Here is an 11,746-nt window from a genome sequence, read left to right as displayed (position 1 = left end):
CCTCGTGGTTCGAGGGTGGGTGGTTGGCCAACAATTCCAATCCATCCGAAGGCAATGCCATGTTCACATCCCGAGCCGCTCCCGCTCCCCGATGCGCCAGGCGCGGGGCGTCTGACCGGTATGCTTGACGAAGAAACGCGAGAAATAGGCGGGATCGGCAAAACCGAGGCGATAGCTGATTTCCTGGACCGTCGCGAAGGTGAAGACCAGCTCGCGTTTGGCTTCGTCCAGCAGCTTGCGCGTAATCAGTTCGTGCGCGCCGTGCCCCGTCCGGCTGCGCACGATGCGGCTGAGATGGGCCGGCGAGATGCCGAGGCTTTCGGCATAGAAGGCAGCCGGTTTGTGCGAGCGAAAATGGCGCTGGACGAGGCCTTGCAGCATCTCCATCCGGCGTTCGTTCTCATTGCCGGCGCTCGACCCTTCGTCCGCCCTTTGGGAGATGCGCGCCGTCAGCAGCAATGCCGAGGTCAGATAGGCGTCGAGCAGATCGTTGCGGCCGTTGCGGTGACTGGCAAATTCCTCGCCCAGACGCCTCAGCGTACCGGCGACGTGAGCCGCGTCCTCGGTGCCGGTGTCGAGCAAGGTCAAATGCGGCTCGGCAAGCCATGCGCCCAGCCGGCTGCGGTCGCCTGGCGACGCCTTCAGATGCGAGATCAGAACTGTGATGACGAAGCCGTCTATATCCTTCGAAAACCGGAAGCCGTGATTGAGATGCGGCGGCACGGTGATGACGGCGGGGGGCGTAATGGCATGGGGAATGCCGTCGAACACGGCGTCGCCAGATCCGGCATCTATGTACAAGATCTGAAAGAAGCTCTCATGCCGATGCGGGCGGATTTCCCATTGATGAAGACTGCTGCGGGAGGGAATCGTCTCGCAATGCAGCCAGAAATCCGGCTTTCGACCGGTATTTTCGCCGTAAAGCTCATAGGTCGGCACGTTCTTCATCATGGGTTTCCTCCTTCGCCATGTTCGATTTGTGCAATTTCATGACCGAAATGTCCATTGCGGACCGACATTGCGCCGAAGAGACTTGGAGGAAAGACACGCATGGGAGGATAGGATGCGCACTCAAGTCGCCATTATCGGTTCGGGGCCGTCCGGGTTGCTGCTCGGTCAGTTGCTGACGGAGGCCGGTATCGACAACGTCATTCTCGACCGTGTCGGCAAGGATTATATCCTCGGTCGCGTCCGTGCCGGCGTCCTTGAGGAAGGCACTGTCCATTTGCTGGACGCGGCGCAATCCAGCACGCGGCTGCATGCGGAGGGCTTGCCGCATGATGGCTTCTCGCTTGCCTTCGATGGCCGCGACCATCGTATCGACCTTTACGGATTGACCGGCGGCAAGCGGGTCGTCATCTACGGCCAGACCGAGATGACCCGCGACCTCATGGCCCGCCGCGAGGAAAGCGGAGCCTCGACAATTTATAATGCCACGAATGTCCAGCCTCACGGCTTCGATGGCGAGACGCCTTATCTGACCTACGACAAGGATGGCGTTTCGCATCGCATCGATTGCGATTTCATCGCCGGCTGCGACGGTTTTCACGGTGTCAGCCGCAAATCGGTTCCGGAAAAGGCAATACGCAGTTTCGAGAAGGTCTATCCCTTCGGCTGGCTCGGCGTGCTGGCGGACGTGGCGCCTGTCGATCATGAGCTGATCTATGCCAATCATCCGCGCGGCTTTGCATTATGCTCGATGCGGTCGATGGCGCGCAGCCGTTACTATATCCAGTGTCCGCTCGACGAGAAGATCGAGGACTGGAGCGACGATCGTTTCTGGGACGAATTGCGCCGACGCCTGCCCGTTCACCATGCCGAGGCTCTGGTTACGGCACCGTCCTTCGAAAAATCGATTGCGCCTTTGCGCTCTTTCGTGGCCGAGCCCATGCGCTTCGGCCGCCTCTTCGTCGTCGGCGATGCCGCGCATATCGTGCCGCCGACCGGCGCCAAGGGGCTCAATCTGGCGGCCAGCGACGTGCACTATCTGTTTTCGGGTCTCGCCGAACATTATCGGGATCGTTCGAACGCCGGTTTGGATGCCTACTCCGAGCGTGCGCTCGCCCGCGTCTGGAAAGCCGTGCGCTTCTCCTGGTGGATGACGACGATGATGCATCGTTTCCCCGATACCGGCGATTTCGACCAGAAGATCCAGGAGGCCGAGCTCGATTATCTCACCCATTCGCGCGCCGCCTCGACCGCGCTTGCCGAAAATTATGTCGGCCTTCCGTTCTGAGCGGGTGGCGGGGCGGTTTCGCGTTTCACGGAATCGCCGAACTGGTCCATCCCTTTGTTTTTACGGGGATTCCAAACAGAAACCGCTGCGCACTTTTCCTGGAATTGCTTTAAAGCTTTCTGGCAACCTCGGCTGCCGCTTCCCGGATCGTCTGCATCAGGATCGAGAGCGGCAGGTTGGGAACGGCGTCCGTCCGCACGGTCAATCCAACCGGTCCCTTCGTTTCGCTGGTGTCTATCGGCAGGAGCGCCAGCAGCCCGTCCTCGACATCGCCGGCGACGACGCCGGCCGAGATGATCCAGATGGCGTCGCTGGAGCGCACGAAGGCGCGGCCGAAGGAATCGGAAACGGTTTCGATCTGGTTCGGCAAGCCGCCGGCGCCATTGGCGATCAGAAAGCTTTCGACGAAGGGGCGGATGATCGAGCCGCGCGTCGGCATCAGGATCGTATAGCGGCTGAGATCGGAAAACAGCGATTGCGTGCCGGACAGCAGCGGATGTTCGGCCCTGACGGCGAAGACGACCTGTTCGGAGTAGAGATGTTCGAAGGAAAAGCCCGTCATCTTGTCGGGGCTTGCCAATCGGCCGACGACGAGATCGAGGTCGCCGACGCGCAGCTGTTCCAGAAGCACTGCGTTTTCGCCGGTGACGATCTTGATGCGGCTCCAGGTCTCTTCTCGCAGAAACAATTCCATCGCCCGTGGCATGATCCGCGTCGAAACCGTCGGCAGCGCCCCGACGCGGATCGGCGGCGCTTCGCCGGAGCGTTCCTGCGAAACGGAATCGAGTCCGTGCCGGAGCGCCGTCAGAGCGGCGCCGGCATGGCGGAGAAAGACCTCCCCGTAGCGGGTAATGCGAATGCCGCGCCCGTCACGTTCGAACACGGCAACGCCAAGCGCCTCTTCCAGCTCGCGGATCGTCTTCGTTACGGCGGGTTGGCTGACATTGAGCAGACCTGCCGCCTTGATCACGCTTTTCTGGCGTGCAACCTCGACAAAGGTCTGCAGATGGCGGAATTTGATGCGCGCGTCGAGCATGCTCATTCATAACCAAAGAGTTATCGTTGAGCGAAGAAATATCATTTTACCTAACCAGATTATAGTTTCAATCTCGCGCCCGAGGAGATTTCCAGTGCAGTTTGCCCGTATCAACGACGTCACGATCCACTATCAGATCATTGGCGGCCCCGCCGACAAGCCGGTTCTTGTCTTTGCCAATTCGCTCGGCACCGATTTCCGGATCTGGCGCGATGTGATCGTGCGCCTGGCCGGCGATTTCGCCATCGTGCTCTACGACAAGCGCGGCCATGGCCTCTCCGATCTCGGCCAGATGCCCTATTCCATCGAGGATCACGCCACGGACCTTGCCGGCCTGCTCGATTTTCTCTCGGTCAAGGATGCCATCATTTGCGGCCTCTCGGTCGGCGGGTTGATCGCTCAGTCGCTCTATCAGCGTCGCCCGGATCTGGTGCGGGCGCTGATCCTCTGCGACACCGCCCACAAGATCGGCACGGCCGACAGCTGGAATGCCCGTATCGCGCAGGTCGAGGCGCACGGCATCGAATCGATCGTCGATGCGGTCATGGAGCGCTGGTTCACGCAGGCCTTTCGCCGCCCGGAAAACGTCGCCTTCGCGGGCTATTGCAACATGCTGGTCCGCCAGCCAGCGGCAGGTTACGCCGCCACCTGTGCCGCCCTGCGCGATGCCGATCTGACAGAAGCCGCAGCCGGGATCGCGGTTCCCACCCTGTGCGTCGTCGGTGATCAGGACGGCTCCACCCCGCCGGAACTGGTGCTCTCGACGGCAAAGCTCATTCCGAATGCGCGCTATGAAGTGATCAAGGATGCCGGCCATATACCGTGCGTCGAACAACCCGAGGCGTTGACCGAAGTCATCCGTGCCTTCGTCGACGTCGTCTTGCGTGGAGAACAAGCCCCATGAACGATCCCACCGCGCCATCCGAGCGCTATCTGCAGGGCATGGCGACGCGGCGCGCCGTTCTCGGCGACAGCCATGTCGATCGTGCCCAGCAGGCAGTGACGGCGTTCGATCAACCGTTTCAGCAGCTGATTACCGAGGCGGCCTGGGGGCATGTCTGGTCGCGCCCGACGCTGAGCCGGCGCGAGCGCTCCATCGTGACGATCGCGTTGCTTGCGGCGCTCGGCCAGGACGACGAGGTGGCGATGCATGTGCGCGCCACGCGCAATACCGGCGCGACGCGCGATGACATCTGCGAGGCGCTTCTGCATGTGGCGATCTACGCCGGCGTGCCGGCCGCCAATCACGCGATCAAGATCGCCAAGCAGGTTTTTGAACAGATGGACGCCGAAAAGGCGGCATGAAGCGAGGCAGACATGTCGGACAGACGCAACAGCAAGCCCGAGACGGGCGCCTTTTTCGCCAGGGATCGCGCCTGGCATCCGCCGGCCTTTTCGCCCGGCTACAAGACATCGGTATTGCGTTCGCCGCAACGCGCGCTCCTGTCGCTGGATGGAACCATTTCGGAGATCACCGGCCCGGTCTTCGGCCATTCCATGCTGAACGAGCTCGACAACGACCTCATTCATAATTTCGCCAAGCCGGGCGAAAGCGCCATCGGCGAGCGCATCATCGTGCATGGCCGCGTGCTCGACGAGCGCGGCCGGCCGGTGCCGGGCGTGCTGCTCGAATTCTGGCAGGCCAATGCCGGCGGGCGCTATCGCCACAAGAAGGAAACCTATCTCGCCGCCATCGACCCGAATTTCGGCGGCTGCGGCCGCGCGATCACCGACGACGAAGGGTATTATGCGTTCCGCACCATCCGGCCCGGCGCCTACCCCTGGCCGAACGGCGTCAACGACTGGCGGCCCGCGCATATTCATTTCTCCGTCTTCGGTCATGGCTTTGCGCAGCGGCTGATCACGCAGATGTATTTCGAGGGCGACCCGATGATCTGGAAATGTCCGATCGTCGGGACGATCCCCGACAGGCAGGCGATCGAACAGCTGATTGCGCCGCTCGACTGGGGCAATACGATTCCGATGGACGCGCGCGCCTATAAATTCGATATCGTGCTGCGCGGTCGCCGTTCGACCCTGTTCGAGAACCGGCTGGAGGGTAATTGATGGTACAGGAACTCGGCTACCTGAAGGAAACGCCGTCGCAGACGGCAGGCCCTTATGTCCACATCGGCCTCACGCCGAACTACAGCGAGATCGGCGGCGTCTACGAAACCGATCTCGGCTCCGTGATGGTCAACGACAAGACGCTCGGCGAGCGCATCACGGTGACGGGCAGGGTGCTTGACGGCGCGGGCGCGCCTGTCAAGGACGCCGTCCTCGAAATCTGGCAGGCCGACAGTGCCGGCCTTTATAACAGCCCCTCGGAGCTGCGCGGCACGGCCGATCCGAACTTTACCGGCTGGGGGCGTTGCCCGACCAGTTCCACGGACGGCGTCTTTCGCTTCGAGACCATCAAGCCGGGCCGCGTTCCCTTCAAGGACGGCCGCAAGATGGCGCCGCACATCACCTTCTGGATCGTGGCGCGCGGCATTAATATCGGCCTGCACACACGCCTGTATTTTCCGGAGGAGGCGGCCGCCAACGCCGAAGACCCCTTGCTGGCGCGCATCGAGCACAGGGATCGCCTCGCAACGCTCGTCGCCACGAAAGAAGGCTCCGTCTACACGTTCGATATCCATTTGCAGGGCGACAAGGAAACGGTTTTCCTCGATATATAGGCCATGAGCGTTTCTCCCTTCGACCATCCCTTTCTGTCCGGTCTCCTCGGCGACGAGGAGATCGCGGAGTATTTTTCCGCCAAGGCCGATATTCGAGCCATGCTCACCTTCGAAGCGGCCCTTGCCGAGGCCGAGGCGCAGCATGGTTTGATCCCGCCGGCCGCGGCTGCGCATATCGTGGGCGTCTGCGCGGGTTTCGAGCCCGATGTGCAGAGCCTTAAGGCCGCGACGGCGTCGGATGGCGTCGTCGTGCCGGATCTTGTCCGGCAATTGCGCAGGGCGGTTGGCGAGGCTGCCGGCAGCCACGTCCATTTCGGCGCCACCAGCCAGGACCTGATCGACACCAGCCTGATGATGCGCCTGAAGGCCGTTGCCTTTATCCTGAGCGGCCGTCTCTTCGCCGTCTCTGCCGCACTGGGCAGGCTGGACGAGCGTTTCGGGTCGAACAGGCTCATGGGCCGTACGCGGATGCAGGCCGCGATCGCCATCACCGTATCCGATCGGTTGCGAGCCTGGCGCCATCCGCTCGATCAATATCGGGATCGGCTGACGCAGGAGACCTTTCCGCTGCAATTTGGCGGGGCGGCAGGCACGCTGGAAAAGATCGGGCCGAAAGCGGCTGAAATCAGGGCCTCGCTGGCGCAGGCGCTCGGCCTGACGGATGAGCCTCAATGGCAAAGCCAGAGGGCGCGCATTGCCGAGCTGGCCGGATTGCTCTCCATGATCTCGGGCAGCCTCGGCAAGGTCGGCCAGGATGTCGCGCTTCTGGCGCAGGCGGGCGACGAGATCGAGCTTGCCGGCGGCGGCGGCTCCTCGGCCATGCCGCACAAGCAGAATCCGGTTGCAGCCGAAACGCTGGTCGCTCTTGCGCGCTTCAATGCCGTGCAGCTTTCAGGCATTCATCACTCGCTCGTGCATGAGCAGGAACGCTCGGGCGCGGCCTGGACATTGGAATGGCTGCTGTTGCCGCCTATGGTGGTGGCGACGGCGGCATCGCTGCGCCATGCGCTGCAATTGATCGGCGCGATCAAGCGCCTGGGAACGATGGCCGACTAGCATATTATTCGCTATTCATAACCAGATATGTATGAATAGAATGCTTTATTTCATTTTACATCACCATTTCCTATGAGAAATTGGCGATGATCAGGATTTAGACGATCAGAGGCGGCTCGAACCACGGCTGCCGGGAGGAGAAAAATGAAACGGTTTTTATTGGCCGCCCTTGCGGCCGTTGCTCTTGGCGGCGGAGCCTATGCCGATACCATCAAGGTCGGGGTCATCGGTCCGTTCTCCGGCCCGTTCGCGCTGCAGGGCAAGAATTTCAAGGCCGGTATCGACGCCTATATGGCATTGAACGGCAAGAAGGTCGGCAATGACGAGGTGGAGGTGATCTATCGTGACGTGCCGCAGGCCGATCCCGCCCAGTCGAAGGCGCTGGCGCAGGAGCTCGTCGTCAAGGAGCATGTCCAGTATCTCGCCGGCTTCTATTTCACGCCGGATGCGATGGCCGTGACGCCGATCCTCAAGCAGGCCAACGTGCCGATGGTGATCTTCAACGCCGCGACCTCGGCGATCGTCACCAAGAGCCCGCTTGTGGTGCGCACCTCCTTCACGACCTGGCAGACCTCGACGCCGATCGCCAAGGTCGCCTATGACGCCGGCGTCAAGAAGGTCATCTCGGTCGTCAGCGACTACGGCCCGGGCGTCGATGCCGAAAATGCCTTCAAGGCCGGGTTCGAGAAGCAGGGCGGCGAGGTGGTCCAGACGATCCGCATGCCGCTGTCGACAAACGACTTCAGCCCGATCATGCAGCGCGTCAAGGATTCCGGCGCGCAGGGCGTCTTTGCCTTCCTGCCGTCCGGTCCGACGACGCTCGGTTTCGTCAAGGCCTATAATGAAAACGGCCTGAAGGCAGCCGGCATCAAACTCTTCGCTCCGGGCGACCTGACGCAGGAATCCGATCTGCCCGCGCTCGGCGACGCCGCCATCGGCATGCAGACGACCTTCCACTATGCCGTGTCGCATGACTCGCCCGAAAACAAGGCGTTCGTCGCCGCCGCCGAGAAGGCGATCGGCAATCCGGCCGAGCTGACCTTCCCGGCCGTCGGCGCCTTCGACGGCATGCATGTCATCTACAAGATGATCGAGGCGACCGGCGGCAAGCAGGATGCCCAGAAGGCGGTCGATGCCGTGAAGGGTCTTTCATGGGTCAGCCCGCGCGGTCCCGTCACCATCGATCCGGAAAGCCGGCATATCACGCAGAACATCTACCTGCGCGAGGTCGCCAAGGGCGCCGACGGCAAATACTACAACAAGGAAGTCCAGACCTTCGAGAAGCAGGGCGATCCCGGTCTTGCCGCCGCGAAATGAGGCGCTCCTGAACCCTGCACCTCCGGACGGGAACTTCCGTTCGGAGGTTTGACGACAGCGGCCGCGCCACAACAACCGGACCAGCGATATCAATGCAAACCGTGCTCAGCATAGCAGTCGATGCCCTCGCTTACGGCATGGTGCTGTTCGTCATCTCCATCGGGCTTTCCGTCACCATGGGGCTGATGCGCGTCGTCAACCTCGCCCACGGCGCCTTCGCCATGATCGGCGGCTATATCGCCTCCTATGCCGCGCACGATCTTGGTCTTGGCTATGCCGCGGCGGTATTGCTGGCCGTGGTCGGCACCGTCGTCATCTCCATTCCGATCGAGCGGCTGCTTTATCGGCGCATCTATGGAGCGCCGGAACTGACGCAGGTGCTGATGACGATCGGCATCACCTTCTGCATCATCGGCATTGCCAATTACGTCTTCGGCCCGACCTTGAAGACCATACCTTTGCCGGGCAGCCTGCAAGGCTCCGTGGATCTCGGCTTTCGCACCCTCGGCATCCATCGCATCTTTGCGATCGTCTGCGGCCTCATCGTCGCTCTTGCACTATGGTACACCATCGAGAAGACGTCCTTCGGCGTGAAGCTGCGCGCCTCGGTCGACAATGCCGCGATGGCGGCGGCCCTCGGCGTGCGGACGGAAATCGTCTATGCGGTCAGCTTTGCCGTCGCGGTCGGGCTTGCCGCCTTTGGCGGCGTCGTGGGTGCCGAGCTCCTGCCGGTCGAACCCTATTATGCCCTGCGCTACATGGTGACTTTTCTGGTCGTGGTCTCCGTCGGCGGTGCCGGCTCGATCTCGGGCGCGCTGCTCGCCTGCCTGATCCTCGGCTGCATCGACACGACGGGACGTTACCTCATGCCGGAATATGGGGAATTCTTCTTCTATCTGGCCGTCATCGCCATCATCTGCGTTTTCCCGCGCGGCTTTGCCGGGAGGATGAAGTAACATGACGCCGACCCTTGAAAGAGAGGCCGCTCCAGCCGTGACCGGATATCGCACGCTCCGGCAGGATGTGATCGCGGTTGCGGTCATCGTCGCACTGGCCGCCGCCGGCTATCTGCTGTTTCCCGATAATCTTGCCCTCCTGACACGGTTGATCGCGATTGCGCTTCTCGTCCTGTCGCTGGATCTCGTTACCGGCTATTGCGGCGTCGCAACCCTCGGCCATGCGGCGCTGTTCGGCGCCGGCGCTTATGCGGCCGGCATCGCATCCGCTCATTACGGCATCAACGACCCGTTGCTGATGACGCTTGCCGGCATCGTCGCGGGAGCCGTGGCCGGCCTGGTCTGTGGCGTCGTCATTCTGAGGGCGCACGGACTGCCGCAGCTCGTGCTGTCGATCTCGCTGATCTACCTGTTCCACGAATTCGCCAACAAGGCATCGGACTGGACAGGCGGCAGCGACGGTCTGTCGGGCATATCGGCCGATCCGCTGTTCGGCATGTACGAATTCGATCTCTACGGGCATACCGCCTACATCTATGGGGTGGCGCTGCTGCTGATTGCGCTCGTGCTGCTGCGCATTCTCGTGCGCTCGCCCTTCGGCATGCTTTGCCGCGGCATCCGGCAGGATCCCTTGCGCGTCCGCGCCATGGGCGCCTCGCCGAAGGCGGCGCTGATCAAGATGTATATGATTTCCGGCGCCGTAGCCGGGACCGGCGGCGCGTTGACCGCGATTTCGACGCAGGTCGTCGGGCTTGACAGCCTGTCCTTCACGCAATCGGCCGAAGCGCTCGTCATGCTCGTGCTCGGCGGCACCGGATCGCTGTTCGGCGCGCTCGTCGGCACCGTGATCTTCATGCTGTTTGAAGATTATGTCTCCGCCGCCAATCCTTTCCACTGGCTGACGATCGTCGGCGCACTGCTGATCCTCGTGGTTCTGTTCGCACCGAAAGGCATCTACGGCACGGCCGCGGCCTACGTCGCCCGCCGCAGGGAGGCACGGGCATGAGCGCGATTTTCGAAGTCGATAACCTGAAGAAGGCGTTCGGCGGCCTGACGGTGACAAACAATGTCAGCCTGTCGATGGCGCCGGGAGATCGCGTGGCTTTGATCGGCCCGAACGGCGCAGGCAAGACCAGCTTCGTCAACCTCGTGACGGGCAATCTCCAGGCGGATTCCGGCGAGGTTCGCATTGCCGGGCAAAACGTCAACAGGCTCGATGCCATCGGCCGGGTCAAGCGCGGTCTGGTACGCTCGTTCCAGGTGACGCGGCTGTTTCAGGACATGACGCCGGCCGAACATGTCGGTCTGGCGATCCTGCAGCGGACAGGCCGTTCCGGCCGGATGTTCGGCCACTTCCTGTCTATGCGCGACGTTACGGCGGAAATGGAGGAGCTGCTCGGCACCCTTGGCCTTGACGGGCTGGCGCATCGCAAGGTGAGCGAGATCGCCTATGGCCAGCAGCGGCTGTTGGAGATCGCCGTCGCCATGGCCCTGAAGCCGAAAGTGCTTCTGCTGGACGAACCCGCCGCCGGCGTGCCGCAAAGCGATACGGGCCGCATCGAGCAGGCGTTGGCCGATCTGCCCGCCGATCTCGCGGTGCTGATGATCGAGCATGACATGGATCTGGTCTTCCGCTTCGCCAAGCGCGTGGTTGTGCTGGCCGCCGGCACGATCATATTCGACGGCTCGCCGAAAGACGTGACGCAGGATGCGCGTGTGCGCGAAGCCTATCTCGGGAGCTATGCCAATGCCGGCCACGCCGCTTGAAGTGGAAAACCTGTCGGCCGGCTATGGCCCGACGCGGGTGCTGGAAGGTGTTTCCTTTTCCGTGCCGGCCGGCGGCCGGCTTGCCGTCCTCGGACGCAACGGCATGGGCAAGAGCACGCTGCTTGCGACCCTTGCCGGCCAGACCCGCCGCTATGACGGCCGCATCCGGCTGGGCGCGGTCGAGATCGCCGGCCTGCCGAGCGCCAGGCGCGCCCATCAGGGCCTCGGCTATGTGCCGCAGACGCGCGATGTCTTTCCGACGCTGACGGTGGAGGAGAATCTTTCCGTCGGGCTGAAAGGAAGGCCGAAGAGCGCCTTGCAGGAGGCCTATGAGATGTTCCCGCGCCTGAAGGAGCGCCGAAGGAATTTGGGCGGCCAGCTTTCCGGCGGCGAACAGCAGATGCTATCGACCGCACGCACGATCCTCGGCCGTCCCTCCGTGCTGCTTCTGGACGAGCCGCTGGAGGGGCTTGCGCCCGTCATCTGCGAGGAATTGATGGCGGCCTTCGCCAAGCTCGCCAAGGCGGGTGACATGACGATCCTGCTCGTGGAGCAGCGCATTCAGAGCGCATTGGACTTTGCGAGCGACGTCATCGTTCTGGAGCGCGGCCGGCTTGCCTGGAAGGGGACGCCCCAGGCTCTCGCGCAGGATCACGATGCGGTCGAGCGCCTGCTCGGCGTCGGCGGGCTGCATTAG

At 62.6% G+C, this 11,746-nt stretch carries 13 protein-coding genes; 11 read left to right on the top strand and 2 right to left on the bottom strand.

The features are described 5' to 3' along the window. Positions 1-63: 63 nt before the first annotated feature. Positions 64-951: a helix-turn-helix domain-containing protein gene (locus ACJJVH_RS26010; protein WP_113370574.1), complete on the bottom strand. Its 888-nt coding sequence runs from the start codon at positions 949-951 to the stop codon at positions 64-66. Between the two features lie 112 nt (positions 952-1,063). On the opposite strand from ACJJVH_RS26010, the gene pobA reads away from it, so the two are divergent. Further along, positions 1,064-2,236, top strand: a complete 1,173-nt coding sequence (pobA, locus tag ACJJVH_RS26005; RefSeq protein WP_412065524.1) for a 4-hydroxybenzoate 3-monooxygenase — start codon at positions 1,064-1,066, stop codon at positions 2,234-2,236. A 109-nt stretch (positions 2,237-2,345) separates the two neighbouring features. On the opposite strand, the gene pcaQ is transcribed toward pobA, so the two are convergent. Continuing rightward, the gene (gene pcaQ / locus ACJJVH_RS26000; protein ID WP_113357390.1) at positions 2,346-3,272 is read right to left on the bottom strand and encodes a pca operon transcription factor PcaQ; all 927 of its coding nucleotides are present in this window, start codon (positions 3,270-3,272) and stop codon (positions 2,346-2,348) included. 94 nt (positions 3,273-3,366) lie between these two features. Here pcaQ and pcaD point away from each other — a divergent pair, with 94 nt between their 5' ends. From pcaD to ACJJVH_RS25950, 10 genes are all read left to right on the top strand, one after another. Further along, positions 3,367-4,176, top strand: coding sequence for a 3-oxoadipate enol-lactonase (gene pcaD / locus ACJJVH_RS25995; protein WP_113393339.1), 810 nt, complete (start codon positions 3,367-3,369; stop codon positions 4,174-4,176). Then, entirely contained in the window at positions 4,173-4,577 is a 405-nt protein-coding gene (pcaC, locus tag ACJJVH_RS25990; protein ID WP_112798798.1) for a 4-carboxymuconolactone decarboxylase, read from the top strand. Before pcaD ends, pcaC begins: the two co-directional genes overlap by 4 nt. Positions 4,578-4,589: 12 nt before the next feature. Then, a complete protein-coding gene (gene pcaH, locus ACJJVH_RS25985) occupies positions 4,590-5,339 on the top strand; it encodes a protocatechuate 3,4-dioxygenase subunit beta (RefSeq protein WP_113393340.1) in 750 nt (249 codons plus the stop codon). Further along, positions 5,339-5,953: a protocatechuate 3,4-dioxygenase subunit alpha gene (pcaG, locus tag ACJJVH_RS25980; RefSeq protein WP_112798794.1), complete on the top strand. Its 615-nt coding sequence runs from the start codon at positions 5,339-5,341 to the stop codon at positions 5,951-5,953. The genes pcaH and pcaG overlap by 1 nt, the downstream gene beginning before the upstream one ends. 3 nt (positions 5,954-5,956) lie before the next feature. Next, positions 5,957-7,009 (top strand): 3-carboxy-cis,cis-muconate cycloisomerase, encoded by a 1,053-nt coding sequence (locus ACJJVH_RS25975; RefSeq protein WP_113393341.1) that lies wholly within the window; start codon positions 5,957-5,959, stop codon positions 7,007-7,009. 144 nt (positions 7,010-7,153) lie between these two features. Further along, a complete protein-coding gene (locus tag ACJJVH_RS25970) occupies positions 7,154-8,326 on the top strand; it encodes an ABC transporter substrate-binding protein (protein WP_113393342.1) in 1,173 nt (390 codons plus the stop codon). A gap of 92 nt (positions 8,327-8,418) precedes the next feature. Continuing rightward, the gene (locus tag ACJJVH_RS25965; protein ID WP_112798788.1) at positions 8,419-9,282 is read left to right on the top strand and encodes a branched-chain amino acid ABC transporter permease; all 864 of its coding nucleotides are present in this window, start codon (positions 8,419-8,421) and stop codon (positions 9,280-9,282) included. A 1-nt stretch (position 9,283) separates the two neighbouring features. Beyond that, entirely contained in the window at positions 9,284-10,288 is a 1,005-nt protein-coding gene (locus tag ACJJVH_RS25960) for a branched-chain amino acid ABC transporter permease (RefSeq protein WP_412065523.1), read from the top strand. Next, positions 10,285-11,049, top strand: coding sequence for an ABC transporter ATP-binding protein (locus tag ACJJVH_RS25955; protein WP_412065522.1), 765 nt, complete (start codon positions 10,285-10,287; stop codon positions 11,047-11,049). Before ACJJVH_RS25960 ends, ACJJVH_RS25955 begins: the two co-directional genes overlap by 4 nt. Further along, entirely contained in the window at positions 11,030-11,746 is a 717-nt protein-coding gene (locus tag ACJJVH_RS25950) for an ABC transporter ATP-binding protein (protein ID WP_113422494.1), read from the top strand. Before ACJJVH_RS25955 ends, ACJJVH_RS25950 begins: the two co-directional genes overlap by 20 nt.

Source organism: Rhizobium sp. SYY.PMSO, from assembly GCF_046840415.1.
Classification (GTDB): Bacteria; Pseudomonadota; Alphaproteobacteria; order Rhizobiales; family Rhizobiaceae; genus Rhizobium.
Note: the sequence above shows the minus strand (reverse complement) of the source record. Positions and strands in the feature narration are given on the sequence as shown.

Coding starts and splice junctions, on each gene's coding strand:
- pcaH (WP_113393340.1), top strand. CDS start 4,590: ATGTCGGACAGACGCAACAGCAAGCCCGAGACGGGCGCCTTTTTCGCC.
- pcaC (WP_112798798.1), top strand. CDS start 4,173: ATGAACGATCCCACCGCGCCATCCGAGCGCTATCTGCAGGGCATGGCG.
- ACJJVH_RS25965 (WP_112798788.1), top strand. CDS start 8,419: ATGCAAACCGTGCTCAGCATAGCAGTCGATGCCCTCGCTTACGGCATG.
- pcaG (WP_112798794.1), top strand. CDS start 5,339: ATGGTACAGGAACTCGGCTACCTGAAGGAAACGCCGTCGCAGACGGCA.
- pcaQ (WP_113357390.1), bottom strand. CDS start 3,272: ATGCTCGACGCGCGCATCAAATTCCGCCATCTGCAGACCTTTGTCGAG.
- ACJJVH_RS26010 (WP_113370574.1), bottom strand. CDS start 951: ATGATGAAGAACGTGCCGACCTATGAGCTTTACGGCGAAAATACCGGT.
- ACJJVH_RS25975 (WP_113393341.1), top strand. CDS start 5,957: ATGAGCGTTTCTCCCTTCGACCATCCCTTTCTGTCCGGTCTCCTCGGC.
- pobA (WP_412065524.1), top strand. CDS start 1,064: ATGCGCACTCAAGTCGCCATTATCGGTTCGGGGCCGTCCGGGTTGCTG.
- ACJJVH_RS25970 (WP_113393342.1), top strand. CDS start 7,154: ATGAAACGGTTTTTATTGGCCGCCCTTGCGGCCGTTGCTCTTGGCGGC.
- ACJJVH_RS25955 (WP_412065522.1), top strand. CDS start 10,285: ATGAGCGCGATTTTCGAAGTCGATAACCTGAAGAAGGCGTTCGGCGGC.
- ACJJVH_RS25960 (WP_412065523.1), top strand. CDS start 9,284: ATGACGCCGACCCTTGAAAGAGAGGCCGCTCCAGCCGTGACCGGATAT.
- ACJJVH_RS25950 (WP_113422494.1), top strand. CDS start 11,030: ATGCCGGCCACGCCGCTTGAAGTGGAAAACCTGTCGGCCGGCTATGGC.